The organism is Shinella yambaruensis (assembly GCF_022899355.1).
GTDB lineage: Bacteria > Pseudomonadota > Alphaproteobacteria > Rhizobiales > Rhizobiaceae > Shinella > Shinella yambaruensis.
The window spans coordinates 648983-667283 of record NZ_JALJCK010000002.1; the positions used below are offsets into that span (position 1 = coordinate 648983).

An 18301-nucleotide genomic window follows, 5' to 3' on the forward strand; every position below is an offset into this window, starting at 1 on the left:
GAATCGGCCATGGCTGAAAACGATGCCCCCTTCTTCATCGAGGACACCGACGAGACGGAGATCTCGTCGGACACCGCCGGCCTCGGCAACCTCCTCGTCACCACGCATATCCCGCTGCGCGCCGACGGATCGCTGGAGACCGGCGATATCAAGACGCAGAGCGTGGCGACGCTGGAAAGCCTGAAGGCCTCGCTGGAAAAGGCCGGCAGCAGCCTTGCCGACGTGATCCATTTGACGATCTACCTCACCGACATCACCGAGCGCCCGGCCTTCAACGAGGTCTACTGCGCCTATTTCAAGAAGCCCTATCCGGTGCGCTGCGCCGTGGGCGTCGCCGCGCTCGCCGATCCCGGCATGCGTGTCGAGGTGACGGCGATGGCGGCGCGGCGCGGGCGCGCCTGAGGTCGTGCCGGATGCGTCGGCCTTGGGTCCTGGCGCGTTCGGTCCCCCCCTTTCCCCCGGCGGCAAACGCTCCCGCAGGCGTCGGGTAGTCGAAATTCATATTTTCTATAAAAATAGTGAAATAAGAAATGGCGTGCCTGCTGCCCCAGGCTTCCGCTTGTTATCCCTATCACCATCAGGGGTCTCAAGCGGAGCGGGAACGATGAACGCCCATGTCGAAAACACACGTTTCAACATTCGCAGCACCACGGCGATCGAGCAGCCGGCCGACGCCGACGCGTTGAAGGCGGCGCTGCGCACGCTCGGCGGCGGTGTCAGCATCATCACGGCCGGCGAGGGCGAGGCCCGCACCGGCGCGACCGTCACCTCGGCGACGGCGCTTTCCGTCGAGCCGGCACGCATGCTGGTTTCCCTCAACCGCTCTTCCTCCACCTGGCCCGTCGTCGAGCGCTACGGCCATCTCGGCATCAACATCGTCGGCAGCACTCACGAGGTCCTTGCCAACCAGTTCGCCGGCCGCGGCGGCCTGCGCGGCGCCGATCGCTATCGCGGGGCGGACTGGACCACCGCCGTCAGCGGCGCGCCGCTGCTGGTCGATGCCGTCGCGGCGATCGACTGCGTCGTCGAGGAAGCCATCGAACGGCACAGCCACGTCATCGTCATCGGCAAGGTTCTGGCGATCCGCCTCGGCGCCGGCCATTCGCTGCTCTACCAGGACGGCCGCTACCATGCCCTGTCCTGAAACCTGCTGAGCGGCGCCGCCGCACCGGCATCCCCATCCATGCACTGCCATCCCCCGCCGCGGGCGGGATCGAGACCCCGTGGCCGACGCGGCCCTTTCCAGACGACACGAAAGGAAACACGATGACACGCAAGATCAGGCTTGGCGCCTTCCTTCCCGGCGGCGGCCAGCACGTCGCTTCCTGGCGCCACCCGGACCAGCCGGCGGACGGCGCCACCAGCTTCGAATTCCACAAGCAGCTTGCCCAGACCGCCGAGCGCGGCCTGTTCGACGCCTACTTCCTGGCGGATAACCTCGCCATCGGTTTCGGTGGTGCGCGGGAAGGGGGCAATGCCCGCGTTGCCGGCTTCGAGCCGGTGACGCTGTTTTCGGCGCTCGCGCCCTTCACGAAGAACCTCGGCTTCATCGCCACCGCCTCGACGACCTACGAGGAACCCTACAACACGGCGCGCAAGTTCGCCTCGCTCGATCTCATTTCCGGCGGCCGCGCCGGCTGGAACGTCGTCACCACGACGGGCGATCCGACCGCGCAGAACTTCAACCGCGAGACCCAGCTGCCCCACGCCGCGCGCTACCGCCGTGCCGCCGAGCATGTCGAGGTGGTCAAGAAGCTCTGGGACAGTTTCGAGGACGACGCCTTCCTGCGCGACAAGGAGCGCGGCGTCTTCTACGATCCGGAAAAGCTGCACGAGAGCGACCACCGCGGCGAGCATTTCCAGGTGCGCGGACCGCTCAACGTCTCCCGTTCGCCGCAGGGCCATCCCGTCATCGTGCAGGCCGGCCAGTCGGATGACGGCCGCGGGCTTGCCGCCGCCACCGCGGAAGTGATCTTCACCGCCCACCAGCACATCGGGACGGCGCAGGAATTCTACCGCGACATCAAGGCGCGCGCCCGCGGCCTCGGCCGCAATCCGGACCATATCCTCGTCATGCCCGGCGTTTCTCCCTTCGTCGGCCGGACGCTGGAGGAGGCGCGGGAGAAATACGACCGCCTGACCGCGCTGATCGTCGAAGAGGACGGCGTCGGTCTCCTCAACGGGCTCACCGGAGGCACGCTGGACCTCAGGGGCTACGACCTCGACGGCCCGCTGCCGCCCGCCCCGCCGACCGAGGGCATGAAGAGCCGCCAGGCGCTGATCCGCCAGATCGCCGACGAGAACAATTTCACCATCCGCCAGCTCTACCAGTGGATCGCCTCCGCCCGCGGCCACTACACCATCGTCGGCACGCCCGAGACGATCGTCGACACCCTGCAGGAATGGTTCGAGAACGAGGCCGCCGACGGCTTTAACATCCTGCCGCCGTGGCTTCCCACCGCGCTCGACGATTTCGTTGATCTGGTCATCCCCGAGCTCCAGCGCCGCGGCCTGTTCCGCACCGAATACGAGGGCACGACGCTGCGCGAAAACCTCGGCCTGCCTTTCCCCGTCAACCGCTGGGCCGGCGCGCGCGCCGCCGTCCAGGCCGCCGAATAGGAGACGACCATGTCCTATGAGAACGTCAACTCCACCCTCGGCGCGGATTTTCGCCTGGCCAGCCGCCCACCGGCGGCGCCAAGGGTAACAGCACGGCTGAATGCGCTTTTGCCGTCGTTCCTCGCCCGCTACGGCCTGGTGCTGGCCTTCCTGGCGCTCTGGCAGATTTCGAGCACGCAGGGCTGGGTCAATCCCGCCGTCTTCCCGCCGCTCCACATCATCGTCGCGGCCCTCTGGGACAGCCTTGCCAGCGGCGCGCTCATCGACGACATCGCCATCAGTCTCCAGCGCTCCGGCATCGCCTTTGCTGCCGCCGTCGCGATCGGCATCCCGCTCGGCCTCGTCATGGGACAGGCGAAGATCGTCGAGCAGGCGCTCGATCCGCTGCTGCAGTTCTTCCGCCAGACCTCGGCGCTCGCGCTCTATCCCGTCTTCATCCTGCTGCTCGGGCTCGGCGAGACCTCGAAGGTCTTCGTCATCTTCTGGGCGACGCTCTTCCCGATCCTGCTCGCCACGATCGGCGGCGTGAAGGAGGTCGACGGCAAGCTTGTCGAGATGGCGCGGACCTATGGCGCAGGGCGCCTGACGATCTTCCGCCGCGTCATCCTGCCGGCCTCGGTTCCCGCGATCTTCGTGGGCCTGCGCCTCTCGGCCACCACGGCGCTGCTGCTGCTCATCGCCGCCGAGATGATCGGCGCCAACAAGGGCATCGGCTTCCAGGTGATGAACGCCCAGTACAATTTCCAGATCCCGCTGATGTTCGCCGCCATCCTGCTTCTCGCCCTGCTCGGTCTCATCGCCAATGCGGTGCTGGTCCTCCTCCAGAAGAAACTCTGCCGCTGGTCGCAGCCGAACGCCTGAATTCCTCATCCTCTTTGTCAAAGGACACCGTCATGACCTTCCATTCGAAGAAGCTTCTCCTCTCCGCCGCCTTCGTGCTCGGCCTTGCCGGCACGGCTTCCGCGGAAGACGTCAACCTGCGTTACCTCGCCAGCCAGGGCGGCCTGACCGCCCATGAGCTTGCCGCCGAACTCGGCTATTTCGAGGGAACCGGCATCACCATCGAGAATGTCGGCTATGCCGCCGGCGGCCCGGCCTCGCTGATCGCGCTCGCCTCCGGCGACGTGGAGCTCGGCAGCGCGGCCACCTCCGCCGTGCTGAACTCGATCATCAGCGGCAACGACTTCGTCGCCGCCTATCCCTCGAACGGCATCAATGCCGAGGTCCAGTCGATCTTCTACGTGCTGGAGGACAGCCCGATCAGGGAGATCAAGGACATTGCCGGCAAGAGCATCGCCGTCAACACGCTCGGCGCCCATCTCGACTACACGATCCGCGAGGCGCTGCATTCGGTCGGCCTGCCGACGGATGCGGCCAACCAGGTCGTCGTGCCCGGCCCGCAGCTCGAGCAGGTGCTGCGCTCCGGCCAGGTCGACATCTCGGCCTTCGGCTACTGGCAGACGACCTTCGAGGGCGCGGCCAGCAAGAACGGCGGCCTGCGCGCGATCTTCGGCGACACGGACGTGCTCGGCGAGATCGCCGGCGGCTTCGTGGTGCTGCGCCGCGATTTCGTCAAGGCGCATCCCGAGGCGGCGAAGACCTTCGTGGAACAGTCCGCCCGCGCGCTCGACTATGCCCGCGAACATCCCGAGGAAACCCGCAAGATCCTCGCAAAGGCCTTGCAGGAACGCGGCGAGAACCCTGACATCGCACAGTATTTCCGCGGTTACGGCGTTCGTGCCGGCGGCCTTCCGGTCGAGCGGGACGTACAGTTCTGGATCGACGTGCTGGTGCGCGAGGGCAAGCTGAAGCAAGGCCAGCTCGCGGCCAAGGACGTGCTCTATTCGCCCGACGCGGCGACGAACTGAGGCCCGCCATGAGCCTTGCCCCCGCAGCGATCCGTGGAGAGGTGACGATCCGTCACCTCTCGAAATCCTACACGCTCGATGGCCGGCCGCTGCCGGTTCTCGACAACATCAACCTGAAGATCCGCTCGGGCGAGAGCCTCGCCATCGTCGGCGCCAGCGGCTCCGGCAAGACGACGCTGCTGCGCATCCTCGCCGGGCTGGAGGATGCCGACGGCGGCGAGGTGCTGATCGACGGCAAGGCCGTCTCGGGCGTCGGCGCGGAACGGGCGGTCATCTTCCAGGAGCCGCGCCTGCTGCCCTGGCTGACGGTGCTCGAAAACGTCGCCTTCGGCCTCGATACGCGCGGTGTTTCCCGCGAGGAGGCGAAAGCCCGCGCGCGGCGCTATGTCCAGCTCGTCGGCCTGCAATCCTTCGAGAACGCCTATCCGCGCCAGCTTTCCGGCGGCATGGCGCAGCGCGTCGGCATTGCCCGGGCGCTTGCCGTCCAGCCGGAGATCCTGCTGCTCGACGAACCGCTCGGCGCGCTCGACGCCATGACGAAGATCGGCATGCAGCAGGAGCTGACGCGCATCTGGCGCGACGAGGACGTGACGACCATCCTCGTGACGCACGACCTGGAGGAGGCGATCTACCTTGCCGACCGCATCCTCATCCTGCCGCGCGAGAAGAATGCCGCGCCGCGGCTGATCGAGATCGACCTGCCACGCCCGCGCGACCGCAGCGCGCCGGAATTCGTGCGCCATCGCGAGGAACTGCTGACCCTCTTCGGCCTGCACTGACCGCGACCGCGTACGATTGCCTTTGACCCCGCCTGCTCCGGCCGATAGACGAACGTCATCCGGCCGGGCAGGCGGGCTTTTGCGTCAGGCCGCCGGGTTGGACAGGACCGTTTAAGACCGGAGGACGCCATGACCGATCTTTTCGACGCCGCACCGCGCACCGGCGCCATGCCGCTCGCCGCGGAGCTGCGCCCGGCGAGCCTGGACGACGTGATCGGCCAGGAGAAGATCATCGGCGAGGGCACCATGCTGCGCCGGCGCATCGCGGCCGGAAGGCTCGGCAGCATCGTGCTCTACGGCCCGCCCGGCCTTGGCAAGACGTCGATCGCGCGCGCCATCGGCAACATGCTCGGCAAGAACTTCCGCCCGCTGCATGCCGCGCACAACAACGTGGCCGACATCCGCAAGATCGCCGACGAGGCGCGCATGCGGCCGACCCTGCTCTTCGCGGACGAGGTGCATCGCTTCAGCGCGACGCAGCAGGACCATCTCCTTGCGCTCTGCGAGGAGGGCGTCGCCGACTTCATCGGCGCGACGACCGGCAATCCCTACCATACGCTGACGCCCGCGCTCATCTCCCGCTCCACCATATTGAAGCTAGAGCCGCTGATGCTGGAGGAGATGGAGGAAGTGGTGCGGCGGGGGCTTCGCCACCTTGCGGCGCGCGGCATCGCGGTGGAGCTGGAACCCGACCAACTGCGCCGCATCGCCGGCCGCTCCGGCGGCGATGCGCGTCGCGCGCTGACGGTGCTTGAAAGCCTTGCCGTCGGGCACGCGCCGGGAAAACCCGTCGTCATCACCGAGGCGATGGTCGAGGAGGCCTATGCCGCCGCGCCCGTCAACCACGACCGGTCGGGCGATGCGCATTACGATGTGGTCTCGGCCTTCGTGAAATCGATGCGCGGCTCCGATCCCGATGCGACGCTCTACTGGCTTGCCCGGCTGATCCATGGCGGCGAGGACCCGCGCTACATCGCCCGCCGCATCATGATCCACGCGTCCGAGGATGTCGGCCTTGCCGACAACACGGCACTGCAGACGGCGGTGGCCGCGCTGCATGCGGTGGAGAAGATCGGCTATCCCGAGGCGCAGATCATCCTCGCCCATGCCGCCCTGCACGTCGCCCGGGCGCCGAAGTCGAACTCCGCCTGCCGCGGCATTTCGCTTGCTCTCGCCCATGTGGCGAAAGAGGCGCCCTCGGCGGTGCCGATGCATCTGCGCGACGCGCATTACAAGGGCGCGGCGGCGCTCGGCCATGTCGGCTATGCCTTCCCGCATGACGACGGACGGGGCTGGAGCGAGCAGGTCTACGCGCCGGACGTTCCGCGCGGCGCCTTCTACCAGAGCGACGCCCGCGAGGCGGGGACCTTCGAGCGGCGGGCCGACGAGCACTGGGACCAGATCACCGGCCGGCCGACGCCGCGCCGCTTCGGCGAGAAACGCTGAAGGCTAACGTCCGGTGAGGCCGACCCGGACCCGGTTGACCACCGTCCAGGCGAGCAGCACGCAGGCCATCGGCTGGATGTGCCACGTCCAGGCCGGCAACGTGCCGAAACCGGCGACGAGCGCGCCGAGCGCACCGAAGAGGAAGGCCCGGTCGCTCTTGCCCATCGGCCCCTCGTAGCTGCGGCCGTTGCCATGGGCGACGCCGAGCACGCCGGCGAACTCCGTCAGCGCCGAAAGGAAGACGATGGCCGTGAACCACGGCAGGGAAAACGGCGCCACCAGCGCGAAGGGCAGGTAGAGCGCGGCATCGGAGACGACATCGGTGATCTCGTTGAGATAGCCGCCGAGCGGGCTCTTCTGGCCGTGTTCGCGGGCGAGCATGCCGTCGATGGCGTTGAGCCCCATGCGCAGCAGCATCCAGACGGGAACGAGCGCGAAAAGGGCGGACGCCGGATTGACGAGAAGGAGCGCGCCGATCCCCACCGAGACGAGCGCGGCGATCAGCGTCACCTGATTGGCCGTGACACCCATGGCCGCAAGCCGTCCCACCAGGGGACGAAGCAGGTTCTGGAAGGATGATTTCAGTTTATAGATCGACATGTCAGCTCGAATCCGCTCGATTGCGTGCAATAAAAGAGGATGCAATCGACATGAAATCAACTGCAAACATGCGTCCTCATCCGTATAGGTGCTGAGGTTTCCGCAGGAGAGATGACAGCATGATCGAATCCGCCTTTGCGAGCCATGACGGCGTGGAGCTTTTCTACCGTGCCTGGCCCGCCCGTTCCGGCGCGGCGAAGGGCGCGGTCGTTCTGCTGCACCGCGGCCATGAGCACAGCGGCCGGGTGGCGCATATTGCCGAGGAGCTCGGGCTCGACGACTTCGCCTTCTACGCCTGGGATGCACGCGGCCATGGCCGGTCGCCCGGCGAGCGCGGCCATTCGCCGTCCTTCGCCCATTCGGTACGCGATCTCGACTGCTTCGTCCGCCATATAAGCGAGACCGGCGGCTTTTCCATGGACCAGGTCGCCGTCGTCGCCCAGAGCGTCGGCGCCGTGCTGGCCTCCACCTGGGTGCATGACTATGCGCCGGATATCCGCGCGCTGGTGCTGGCTTCCCCGGCCTTCGACGTGAAGCTCTACGTGCCCTTCGCCAAGGAGGGCATCGCGCTCTGGCAGAAGCTCAAGGGCACGTTCTTCGTCAATTCCTACGTCAAGGCCCGCTTCCTGACGCATGATCCGCAGCGCATCGCCTCCTTCGAGGCCGATCCGCTGATCACCCGCCCCATCGCCTCCAACATCCTCCTGGAACTCTACGAGGCGGCAGACCGGGTGGTCGCCGATGCGCGCGCCATCACGGTGCCGACGCAGCTTCTCGTCTCCGGCAGCGATTTCGTCGTGCGCCATGCGCCGCAGCACCGCTTCTTCGAAAATCTCGGCAGCACGATCAAGGAGCGCCATGTGCTGCCCGGCTTCTACCACGACACGCTCGGCGAGCGGGACCGGGCGAAGGCGCTCGAAAAGGTGCGGACCTTCCTCCTCCAGCGTTTCGCCGAACCGCCCGTTGTGGCCGACCTGCGGCGTGCCCATCTTTCCGGCTACACCCGCGACGAGGCCGACCGGCTGGCGACGCCGCTGTCGCTGTTCTCCCCGCGCGGGCTCTACTGGGCACTGACGCGCGCCTCGATCCGCCTCGGCGGCCTCTTCTCCAGGGGCATCGAGACGGGTTTGCGCACCGGCTTCGATTCCGGCTCCACGCTCGACTATGTCTATGAGGACGAGGCCCGCGGCCTCGGCCCCGGCGGGCGGCTGATCGACCGGCAGTTCCTCGACGCGATAGGCTGGCGCGGCATCCGCCAGCGCAAGGTCCATCTGGAGGCGCTGATCGGCACGGCGCTGGCGCGCCTGAAGGCCGAGGGGCGGCCGCTGCGCGTGCTCGACATCGCCGCCGGCCACGGGCGCTACGTGCTCGATGCGGTCGCGGCGTCCGAGGTAAAGCCGGAGAGCATCCGCCTGCAGGACTATTCGCCGATCAACGTGGAGAAGGGCACGGCGCTGATCACCGAGCGCGGCCTCTCGGACGTGGCGGAGTTCCACCGGGCGGACGCCTTCGACACGGAAGGGCTTGCCGCGATCGCCCCGCGGCCGACGCTTGCGATCGTTTCCGGCCTCTACGAGCTCTTCCCGGACAATGCCCTGATCGAGGCCTCGCTGGCCGGCCTCGCGCGGGCGACGGAGCCGGGCGCGCTGCTCCTCTATACCGGCCAGCCCTGGCATCCGCAGCTTGAGATGATCGCCCGCGCGCTGACCTCGCATCGCGGCGGCGAGGCCTGGATCATGCGCCGACGCACCCAGCAGGAGATGGACCAGCTCGTGGCGGCCGCCGGCTTCCGTAAGGTCGAGCAGCGCATCGACAAATGGGGCATCTTCACCGTCTCGCTGGCCGAGCGCATCTGAGGCGGCCATGGGGGAGGGCGTCGCATCTGTCCTTGCCGTCGATCGCCGCGCGGTTTTTCGCGCGGCAGCGCTCTGGCTCGCCGTCCTGGCGCCGTTCTTCTACCTGACCTACGGCTTTTCCAACTGGCTGGCTGCGCAGCGGGCGGACGTGCCGAATCTCGCGTTCGGCTGGGAGCGGCACATCCCCTTCCTCGCCTGGACGATCCTGCCCTACTGGTCGATCAACGCCTTCTATGCGCTCTCGCTCTTCGTCAACGAGACGCCGGCGGAGGTCGGCCGGCTGGCGCGGCGCTACCTCACGGCACAGGTCGTCGCCGTCCTCTGCTTCATCGCCTTTCCGCTGCAGGCGATCTTCGTGCGGCCGGAGACGCAGGGGCTGCCGGGCTTCCTGTTCGACGTGCTCGGCGGCTTCGACAAGCCGTTCAACCAGGCCCCTTCGCTGCATGTCGCCCTGCTGGTGATCATCTGGGATCACTGGCGCATGCGGCTGCGGGGAAAGACGCTGGCGGTCTGGCATGCCTGGAGCTTTCTGATCGGCGTCTCCGTCCTCACCACCTGGCAGCATCACAGCATCGATATCCCGACCGGCGCGCTGCTCGGCCTCTCCGCCCTCTGGCTGTTCCCGGCCGGCCGGCCGTCGCCGCTGGCAGGGTTTCGCCTGACGGTCGATCCGAAGGCGCGGCGGCTCGCCGTCTGTTATGGCGCCGGCGCGCTGGTCTTCCTGTTCCTTGCGGTGTGGACGACGTTCGGCTCCGGGGCGGGGTTGCTGCTGCTCTGGCCGGCGCTTGCCCTCGCCATCGTCGCGCTCGCCTATGCCGGTGCCGGGCCGGATGTGTTCCAGAAGGAGGGCGATGGCCGCATCAGTCTCGCAAGCCGCTGGCTGCTGATGCCCTACAGGCTCGGTGTGCGGGTGAATGCCTGGTGGTGGACGCGGCGCCTGCCGGCCGCCGTCGAGATCGCTGACGGCGTCTTCCTCGGCCGGGTGCCGACGCGGCGTGCCCTTTCGACCTATGCCGCCGTCATCGACATGACGGCGGAGCTGCCGGGCCTTGCCGTTCCCGGCCTTTCCTGGCGCGCCTTCCCGGCGCTCGATCTGCTGCCCCTCTCCGCCGCCCGCATCCGCGAGGCGGCGCTCGCCGCCGAGGAAGCGGGGCGGCATGGGCCGGTCCTCGTCTGCTGCGCGCTCGGCTTCCAGCGCAGCGCGCTCGTCGCCGCCTGCGTCCTGATGCGGACGGGGCTTGCGGCCAGCGCCGTCGCGGCCGTCGCCCAGATCAAGGCGAAGGGGCGGCCGGTGCATCTTGCGCTGGAAACCTATGCCGCGATCGAGGAGGCGGCGCGATGACGGACTGGCGGGCGATCGTCGCGGATGCCATCCGGCGCCTCCGGCGCAACGGCCTTGCCGGCGGCGCGGCGGCGCTGCTGATCCTCGCCGCCGCGCCGCCGACGGCCGGCGCCCATGGTTTCACCGGGCCGCTCGCCTGGGGGCTGCTGCTTGCCTCCTGCCTCGTGCCGCTGGCATTTTCGGTGCATCTCCTGTTCGATGCCGCGCTGTTCCGGCTCGCCGCCTCCCATGACGGGGAAGCGGCGGGGCTTGCGGCCATCGACGACGTTCTGGCGCGCATGGGGCTTCGTGCCCGGGGCGGCGTTTCGGCAACGCTGCCGGAGCGCCTCCGGGGATGCCGGCGGCTCCTCTGGCTGCAGCGGATCGCATTGGCGGTCGCCGTCGCGCTCTACCTCATCCTGCTCCTCGACGGGATGGAGGGAGGCGGGGCATGAGCGCGAACGGCGCATCCCTGTTGCAGACGGTATCCGGCGCGGTGCTCGCCGGCCTTTCGCGCGCCGTCACCGGCGTGCGGCCGATCTGGGCCGGCTCGGCGCCCTACGGCCGGCAACGCATCTATTTCGCCAACCATGCGAGCCATGGCGATTTCATCCTGGTCTCCACCTGCCTGCCCTTTGCCGAACGCCGCCGCACGGCCGCCGTCGCCGGGGCGGACTATTGGAATGCCGGCCCGATCCGCCGCTTCATTTCCGGCAGGATGCTGCGCACGGTGCTCGTCGAGCGCAACTGGGTGGAGCGCACCGCCGATCCGATGCAGGTGATGCTCGCCGCGCTCGATGCGGGCCAGTCCCTGATCTTCTTTCCCGAGGGCACGCGCAACATGACGGAGGAGCCGCTCCTGCGCTTCCGCTCCGGCCTCTACAATCTCGCGGCGCTTCGCCCGGATGTCGAGCTGGTGCCCTGCTGGATCGAGAACATGTCGCGCGTCCTGCCGAAGGGTGCGCTCCTGCCGGTCCCGCTGCTCTGCCGCGTCGTCTTCGGCGCCCCGCTGGTGCTTCAGGCCGGGGAGGAGCGGAAGGCTTTCCTCGAGCGCGCCCGCGCGGCGCTTCTTGCCCTTGCGCCCCGAAAGGATGGAACCCGCTGATGAGCGACGACACGCGTCTTTTCCTTGGCCTCGTCTCGGTGCTCGTCATCGCGAGCCTCGTTGCCGGCGTGCTTTCCTGGCGCAGCGAGAAACCGCTGCCGGCGACGCTCGAAAACCTCAATGCCCGCATCAAGGCCTGGTGGATCATGGTGGCAGGCATCAGTGTCGCCTTCCTGTTCGGCACGGGCGGCGTGATCCTGCTTTTCGCTTTCGTCTCCTTCGCGGCGCTGCGCGAATACGTCACCCTCACCAACACGCGCCACGCCGACCGCTGGACGCTGCTCGGCATGTTCCTGATCATCGTGCCGGTGCAATACTACCTGATCTGGATCGACTGGTACGGGCTCTATTCGATCTTCATCCCCGTCTACTGCTTCCTCGCCATGCCGGCGCTGACGGCCATGCGCGGCGACACGTCCCGCTTCCTCGAACGGGTCAGCGAGCAGCAATGGGGCATCATGCTGTCGGTCTATTGCATCAGCCATGTGCCGGCGCTGGTCACGCTGCCCATTCCCGGCAACGAGGGGCGGGGCCTGCTGCTCATCGCCTTCCTCATCGCCACCGTGCAGGGCAGCGACGTGCTGCAGTACATTTTCGGAAAGCTCTTCGGCAGGCACAAGGTCGCGCCGAGCATTTCGCCGTCGAAGACCTGGGAAGGGCTGGTCGGCGGCATTGCCAGCGCTTCGCTGCTCGGTGCTGGGCTCTACTGGCTGACGCCGTTCTCGCCGTTCGAAGCCGGCGGGCTCGCGGCGCTCGCCTGCATCATGGGCTTCTTCGGCGGCCTCGTCGCCTCCGCCATCAAGCGCGACCGCGGGGTGAAGGACTGGGGCCACATGATCGAGGGCCATGGCGGCATGCTCGACCGCGCCGACAGCCTCGTCTTCGCCGCCCCCGTCTTCTTTCACATCGTGCGCTACGCCTGGACGTAACCAGCGGCGTCTGCCCATCGGCGGGAGCCTGCCGAGACGGGCCGAGGCGCCGATGCCGCGGGAAAACGCCGCGCTCGGCCGGTACGCGCAGCCTTCATGCGCCGGCGGCCACCGACATGTCCGGCGGCATCGGTGGCAGCACGGCGCGCCAGCCCCGGCCGGCAGTGGAAATGGCGGCGCTCGGCGGCAAGTTGCGCTCGCTCGGCGTTTCGGGCATTGATGCCGCGCTGCCATCGCCGATCGGCGCGGAACGCGCCGGTTTCATCCTCTCGGCTTTCGGCAAAACCAATCTGTGATCAACACCATGGGAGATTTTTCATGATCCAGCGTATCAAGCCCGGCAAGCGCTTCTGCCAAGCCGTCGTCGTCAACGGCGTCGTCACCACGGCCGGCGTCACTGGCAGCGGTGCCGACACGACCGCCCAGACCCGCGACATCCTGGCCACGATCGAGGGCCTTCTGGCCGAGGCCGGTACTTCCAAGGCCAAGCTGATCAGCGCCAACATCTGGCTGCGCGACATCGCCCATTTCGCCCAGATGAACGACGTCTGGGACCAGTGGGTCGACGCGGATAACCTGCCGGTCCGCGCAACGGTCGAGGCCCGCCTCGCCGCGCCGGAACTGCTGGTCGAAATCCAGGTCACCGCGCTCGTCTGAACCGCGCGGTGACCCGTTCGCGGGTGAAGACGCGGGGCCGCGCGCATGCGGCCCTTGCAATTTCGATGATGCTCTTCAACCTGGGGTCTGGCAACGGGCTGGCCCGAAGGCGCGGCTGGGCACCATCGCCCCGGCGGTGGACAACCCACGCTACGCCCTACCGGCGCCAGGCCCGCCACCGACCTCAACCGCCCGCTGCTCTCCAGCAGGCGTCCCGGTCCACGGGTGCGAACCCCAAGCGTGCCACGAAAGCCCGCCACGTTCGCACGACCCCTTTGGCGTTGAAATTTCACGCTCTTCCGCTCCATGCTCCACGCACGCCCGGACAATCCCGCCCCGGTATCAGCCTTCCCGCACATCCAGGACTTCCAGCTCAGACAAATCCGTGGTTTACAAAAGGCCAGGTCACCTCCCTGCGGAGGTGTGGATTGAAACGCGAAGGGTCAAGGTCGCTGTGCCGAAGCGCAGCGGTCACCTCCGTGCGGAGGTGTGGATTGAAACGACGAAGGCCACGCGATAGCGAACGCCGCCGGGGGCACCTCCCTGCGGAGGTGTGGATTGAAACTGGGTGACGTCGAGATAGGCCTCGTCGAGCGACGGATCGCCTCCTTGCGGAGGGGCAGGGATTGAAACGTCTCGAGGAAGCGGGATTTGGCGTAGAGGTTCCTGCCGTCTCCATGTTGGAGTGCTGCCCGAAACGGCGGAGCCGGAAATGTGCGCCGATGAAGGCGGCTGCCCTTTAGGCCGGAGCGGGCGGATGCGCGCTCCGGCGTGTCGGCCGTCAGGCCGGCTTCAGCACGTCGGCTAGCGCGTCCACCAGCATGTCGGCGTTCTCGCGGGAGAAGACGAGGGGCGGGCGGATTTTCAGGATGTTGGCGTTGGGACCGGAGGCGCTGATCAGGACGCGGCGGGCGCGCAGGCCGTTGACGATGCGGGTCGTCAGGGCGGCGTCGGGCTGTTTCGTCGCGGGGTCGGCGACGATCTCGACGCCGATGAAGAGGCCGGAGCCGCGGATGTCGCCGAGGGCCGGGTGGAGGCGGGCAAGGCCTTTCAGGCCGTCCATCAGGTACTGGCCGACCTCCAGGGCGTTCTGCTGCAGGCCTTCCGTCCGGATCGTGTCGAGCACGGCCTTGCCGGCGGCGGCGGCGACCGGATTGCCGCCGAAGGTGTTGAAGTAGCGGGCGCGGGGGCCGAACTCGGCGACCACGTCCGGGCGCAGCACGATGCCGGCCATCGGGTAGCCGTTGCCCATCGGCTTGCCGATCGTCACCATGTCGGGGGAGACGCCGTGGCGCTCGAAGCCCCACATGGCCTCGCCGGTACGGCCGAAGCCGGGCTGCACCTCGTCGGCGACGAAGAGGCCGCCCGCGCTATGGATCGCATCCACCGCCGGCTTCAGAAAGCCTTTCGGACCGGCGAAGATGCCGTCGCTGGAAAAGATCGTGTCGGTGATCAGCATGGCCGGCTTGATGCCGTGGCGCTTCAGGTCGGCAATGGCGGCGCTGACGTCGCGGCCGAATTTCTCCATCATCTCTTCCGGCGAATGGCGGTAGCTGTCCGGCGCCGGCACGGTGCGCACATGGGCCCCGAGCGTCACGGCCTCGCCGAGCGAGGGGGAGAATTCTGCGACCGCGCTCGTCAGGCCGTGATAGGCGAGTTCCGTCGCGATGATGCCGGTGCCGCCGGTGACGAAGCGGGCGATGCGCACGGCAAGGTCGTTGGCCTCGCTGCCGGTGCAGGTGAACATGGCCTGGCTGAGGTCGCCGGGGAAGGTGGCGGTCAGTGCCTCGGCATAGTCGACGATGCCTTCGTGCAGGTAGCGCGTATGGGTGTTGAGTACGGCGGTCTGGCGGGTGATCGCCTCCACGACGCGCGGATGGCAATGGCCGACCGAGGCGACGTTGTTGTAGGCGTCGAGGTATCTTTCGCCCGCAGCGTCATAGAGGAAGACGCCTTCGCCGCGCACGAGGTGCAGCGGCTTTTCGTAGAACAGGCGATAGGCGGGGCCGAGCACCTTTTCCCGGCGGGCGATCAGCGCCCGTTCGGCCTCGCTGAGCCGTTCGAAATCCTCGCGCGAAAATGCATTCACCATCGACATGATCAGGCCTCGGAAAGGTTGGGCACGAGCCTCTTCAGCCCGGCGGGGGTGAGATCGCCTATGTTCTGCAGGCCGCGCCAGGCGGTGGCGTGGTTGCGCATGATGTAGTCCCGGTTTTCCGGGAAGCGGGCGGAGCGCCATTCGGCGATGATGACCGACATGGCCAGCCGGCAGCGCGTCAGGAGCGGCAGCAGCTCGATCTCGCCGGGCTCCAGCGCGCGCGCCGACAGGAAGCCGGCGAGGAAGGCGCCGGTGCGCGCCGCCCAGTTGTCCGTCGCGAGATGGTAGGAGAGGGCGACGGCGAGGTCGTTGACCAGCGGCGCATGCACCATGTCGCCGAAATCGATGATGCCCACCACCCGCGTCGGCTCCGCCGGATCGAGCAGGATGTTGTGCGGGTTGAAGTCGTTGTGGATGATCTGCCGCCGCGTGAGGCCGGTGATGGCGGGAAGGGCGCGCTCGAATTCGGCGAGCACGGTTTCCACCTGCGCCCGCCGCTCGGGCGCGACATGGTCGACGACCGCGCAAAGGTCGAGCGTGTGGGAAATGTCCCACATCAGCTTTCCGGCCGGCGGGCGGCCGTCGTAGTTCGCAAGGCCAAGGCCGAGTTCGGCGAGCGCGCGGCCGACATTGCGGCTCTGCGCCTCGGAGACGGGCGTGCGGTACTGCAATTCGCCGTCGAGGAAGGTGAGGAGGCGCATGATGCGCGGGCCGTCGGCGGTGGCAAGCGCATGGCTCGGCTCGCCCGCTTTCGTCGGAACGAGCCGCGGCACGGGCACGGCCGGGGCGGCGGCGGCAAGGTGCAGCAGCGCGCCGTCCTGGAATTCCAGCGCCGCGGGGTCCTCCGCCGGGTTGGCGATCTTCAGGACGAAATCGGTGCCGTCCGACCTTGTGAAGAGGAACGTCTCGTCCCGTTCGCTGGAAAGCCGCTTCACTGCGCCGGAGAGGCCATAGACCGCGGCGACGGCGGCCTCGGCATCGGGGAGCGCCGTCGCGCTCCAGGTCGCCGACATCGAATCCGTCTTCTTGGTTGCCGGCGCTGGCTGCGTCATGCTTGCTCCCTGGAGCATTTCCGCCTCTCTTCGAATCGCGAAAACGCTCTGCTTGTTCTACGCAATTCCAGACGCAAAACCGCTTCGCACTTTTGCTGGAATTGCTCCGGGTGCGGTTTCCCGCTGGTTTCGCCGCTCCTTCCGCGTCGCCTGCCGATGGCGGCACCGGTGACATTGCCTCCATACGGCGTTTGGCGGATGATGCACGCGGCAGGTGATACTTGAAACACGTCAAAAAAGATGCATCAAGTATCTTGTTACTCGATTTTGCGGATCAGTGCCATGGCTGAATTCACGACACTGGAACACGAAAACCTCAACAGCGTCGTCTATGGCGCGCTGTGCGACGCGCTGATGCAGGGCCGGTTCCAGCCCGGCGACCGGCTGAAGATCCGGGACCTCGCAGAACAGTTCGGCACCAGCGTCACGCCGATCCGCGACGCCATCCTGCGGCTGGCCAATGACGAGGCGATCACCTTCCGCTCGCCGCGCGACATCCGCATTCCGGGCCTCAACGAAAGCCGCTACCGGGAAATCCGGGCGATCCGCATCCGGCTGGAGGGGCTGGCGGCGGAAACCGCCGCGCAGGTGGCGACCAGCGCGGACATCCAGGCGCTGGAGCAGATCCTGCGGGAAAACGAGCAGGCAATCGCGGCCGGGGACCGGTTGAAGGGCACGCAACTCAACCAGGCCTTTCACTTCCTGCTGCCGCAGATCGCCGGGCTTCCGGTGCTGACCACCATCCTGCGGCGGCTCTGGCTGCAGATGGGGCCGCACATTTCGGACGCCTACATCGCCGGCGGCCGGGCGATGATCGATCATCACTATCCGGTCGTGGAAGCGCTGAAGCGCCACGATCCGGCGGCGGCCTCGATGGCGATCGTCGACGATATCCTGCTCGGCGGCAAGCCGATCCTGGAGCGCATCGAAGGGGTCGGGGAGCGGGAGGCGCGCCGGGCATAGCCTTTCGCGCGGGAGGGCTTGCAATTCGGAATTGGCCTATTACGATGTATCAAGCATCAATGGAGATCGCTTATGACCGAAGAACGCCGCTACATGCTGCTGACGGGAGCGAGCCGCGGCATCGGCCATGCGACGGTCAAGCTTTTCCAGTCGAAGGGCTGGCGTATCCTGACCGTCTCCCGCCAGCCCTTTTCCGAGGAATGCGCTTGGCCGTCCGCCCGTGAAAGCCATATCCAGGCGGACCTTGCCGACCTTTCGCAGATCGACCGGCTGGCCGCCACAGTGCGCGAGCGGCTGCCGAACGGCCGGCTGCACGCGCTCGTCAACAATGCCGGCATTTCGCCGAAGGGGCCGGGCAGGAGCCGCCTCGGCGTGCTCGATACGGATGCAGACGTCTGGACGCAGGTGCTCAATGTCAACCTCGTCTCGACGGCGCTGATCGCCCGCGCGCTGATGCCGGAGCTGGAAGCGGCGAAGGGCTCGATCGTCAACGTCACGTCGATCGCGGGTTCCCGCGTGCATCCCTTCGCGGGCGTCGCCTATGCGGCCTCCAAGGCGGCGCTGGCTTCGCTGACGCGCGAGATGGCGCATGAATTCGGCCGCCGCGGCGTGCGGGCCAATGCGATTGCGCCAGGGGAGATCGAGACCTCGATCCTCTCGCCGGGAACCGACGAGCTGGTGGCGGCGGAAGTGCCGATGCGGCGGCTCGGCGAGCCGCGGGAAGTCGCGGAAACCATCTATTTCCTCTGCACCGAGCCGTCCTCCTACATCAACGGCGCGGAAATCCACATCAACGGAGGGCAGCACGTCTGACGACTGTCAAGCGGGGAAAATATCCCGTTGACCGGGAAGACCCGGAATGCATCAATCGGCCGTAACGCCCAGGGGAAAGGGCGCGACGACCGGAGAGGCTGCAAGCGCCGCCGACAGGCCAAAGGCCGGGGCGGGCCGGCAGTCCGACAAAGGATCGTCATCAGGGCCGGGCCATCCGGTTCCTTCACAAACGAA

At 67.6% G+C, this 18301-nt stretch carries 19 protein-coding genes; 16 read left to right on the plus strand and 3 right to left on the minus strand.

The window, feature by feature from the left end:
• The first annotated feature begins 9 nt into the window (after window positions 1-9).
• The 7 genes from MUU56_RS06905 (at window position 10) to MUU56_RS06935 (ending at window position 6712) form a co-directional block, all read left to right on the plus strand.
• Window positions 10-402, plus strand: coding sequence for a RidA family protein (locus tag MUU56_RS06905; RefSeq protein WP_244766568.1), 393 nt, complete (start codon window positions 10-12; stop codon window positions 400-402).
• Between the two features lie 202 nt (window positions 403-604).
• The gene (locus tag MUU56_RS06910; protein WP_244766569.1) at window positions 605-1144 is read left to right on the plus strand and encodes a flavin reductase family protein; all 540 of its coding nucleotides are present in this window, start codon (window positions 605-607) and stop codon (window positions 1142-1144) included.
• A 122-nt stretch (window positions 1145-1266) separates the two neighbouring features.
• A complete protein-coding gene (locus MUU56_RS06915; RefSeq protein ID WP_244766570.1) occupies window positions 1267-2619 on the plus strand; it encodes an LLM class flavin-dependent oxidoreductase in 1353 nt (450 codons plus the stop codon).
• Between the two features lie 9 nt (window positions 2620-2628).
• Window positions 2629-3480, plus strand: a complete 852-nt coding sequence (locus MUU56_RS06920; protein WP_244766571.1) for an ABC transporter permease — start codon at window positions 2629-2631, stop codon at window positions 3478-3480.
• Window positions 3481-3512: 32 nt separating this feature from the next.
• Window positions 3513-4487: an ABC transporter substrate-binding protein gene (locus tag MUU56_RS06925; RefSeq protein WP_244766572.1), complete on the plus strand. Its 975-nt coding sequence runs from the start codon at window positions 3513-3515 to the stop codon at window positions 4485-4487.
• Between the two features lie 8 nt (window positions 4488-4495).
• On the plus strand, window positions 4496-5266 hold the full coding sequence (locus tag MUU56_RS06930) for an ABC transporter ATP-binding protein (RefSeq protein ID WP_244766573.1): 771 nt from the start codon (window positions 4496-4498) through the stop codon (window positions 5264-5266).
• 129 nt (window positions 5267-5395) lie between these two features.
• On the plus strand, window positions 5396-6712 hold the full coding sequence (locus MUU56_RS06935) for a replication-associated recombination protein A (RefSeq protein ID WP_244766574.1): 1317 nt from the start codon (window positions 5396-5398) through the stop codon (window positions 6710-6712).
• A 3-nt stretch (window positions 6713-6715) separates the two neighbouring features.
• Here MUU56_RS06935 and MUU56_RS06940 read toward each other — a convergent pair whose 3' ends face one another.
• Window positions 6716-7312, minus strand: a complete 597-nt coding sequence (locus MUU56_RS06940; protein ID WP_244766575.1) for a CDP-alcohol phosphatidyltransferase family protein — start codon at window positions 7310-7312, stop codon at window positions 6716-6718.
• Window positions 7313-7431: 119 nt separating this feature from the next.
• Between MUU56_RS06940 and MUU56_RS06945 the strand changes: the two genes are divergently transcribed.
• From MUU56_RS06945 to MUU56_RS06975, 7 genes are all read left to right on the plus strand, one after another.
• Window positions 7432-9168 carry a bifunctional alpha/beta hydrolase/class I SAM-dependent methyltransferase gene (locus tag MUU56_RS06945; protein WP_244766576.1) on the plus strand — a complete coding sequence of 579 codons (1737 nt, stop codon included), beginning with the start codon at window positions 7432-7434 and terminating at the stop codon, window positions 9166-9168.
• A 7-nt stretch (window positions 9169-9175) separates the two neighbouring features.
• Window positions 9176-10510, plus strand: coding sequence for a phosphatase PAP2/dual specificity phosphatase family protein (locus tag MUU56_RS06950; RefSeq protein ID WP_244766577.1), 1335 nt, complete (start codon window positions 9176-9178; stop codon window positions 10508-10510).
• A complete protein-coding gene (locus MUU56_RS06955; RefSeq protein WP_244766578.1) occupies window positions 10507-10944 on the plus strand; it encodes a hypothetical protein in 438 nt (145 codons plus the stop codon). Before MUU56_RS06950 ends, MUU56_RS06955 begins: the two co-directional genes overlap by 4 nt.
• The gene (locus MUU56_RS06960) at window positions 10941-11594 is read left to right on the plus strand and encodes a lysophospholipid acyltransferase family protein (RefSeq protein ID WP_244766579.1); all 654 of its coding nucleotides are present in this window, start codon (window positions 10941-10943) and stop codon (window positions 11592-11594) included. The genes MUU56_RS06955 and MUU56_RS06960 overlap by 4 nt, the downstream gene beginning before the upstream one ends.
• Entirely contained in the window at window positions 11594-12523 is a 930-nt protein-coding gene (locus MUU56_RS06965; RefSeq protein ID WP_244766580.1) for a phosphatidate cytidylyltransferase, read from the plus strand. Before MUU56_RS06960 ends, MUU56_RS06965 begins: the two co-directional genes overlap by 1 nt.
• Before the next feature lie 116 nt (window positions 12524-12639).
• On the plus strand, window positions 12640-12819 hold the full coding sequence (locus MUU56_RS06970; protein WP_244766581.1) for a hypothetical protein: 180 nt from the start codon (window positions 12640-12642) through the stop codon (window positions 12817-12819).
• Between the two features lie 22 nt (window positions 12820-12841).
• Window positions 12842-13180 carry a RidA family protein gene (locus MUU56_RS06975; protein ID WP_244766582.1) on the plus strand — a complete coding sequence of 113 codons (339 nt, stop codon included), beginning with the start codon at window positions 12842-12844 and terminating at the stop codon, window positions 13178-13180.
• Window positions 13181-13961: 781 nt separating this feature from the next.
• Here the strand turns inward: MUU56_RS06975 and MUU56_RS06980 are convergent.
• Together MUU56_RS06980 and MUU56_RS06985 are read right to left on the minus strand one after the other, a co-directional pair.
• Window positions 13962-15278, minus strand: a complete 1317-nt coding sequence (locus tag MUU56_RS06980) for an aspartate aminotransferase family protein (protein WP_244766583.1) — start codon at window positions 15276-15278, stop codon at window positions 13962-13964.
• A 2-nt stretch (window positions 15279-15280) separates the two neighbouring features.
• The gene (locus tag MUU56_RS06985; protein WP_244766584.1) at window positions 15281-16330 is read right to left on the minus strand and encodes a phosphotransferase; all 1050 of its coding nucleotides are present in this window, start codon (window positions 16328-16330) and stop codon (window positions 15281-15283) included.
• A gap of 282 nt (window positions 16331-16612) precedes the next feature.
• Between MUU56_RS06985 and MUU56_RS06990 the strand changes: the two genes are divergently transcribed.
• Window positions 16613-17293 carry a GntR family transcriptional regulator gene (locus MUU56_RS06990; protein WP_244766585.1) on the plus strand — a complete coding sequence of 227 codons (681 nt, stop codon included), beginning with the start codon at window positions 16613-16615 and terminating at the stop codon, window positions 17291-17293.
• A 72-nt stretch (window positions 17294-17365) separates the two neighbouring features.
• Window positions 17366-18106, plus strand: coding sequence for an SDR family NAD(P)-dependent oxidoreductase (locus MUU56_RS06995; protein ID WP_244766586.1), 741 nt, complete (start codon window positions 17366-17368; stop codon window positions 18104-18106).
• Window positions 18107-18301: the final 195 nt, after the last annotated feature.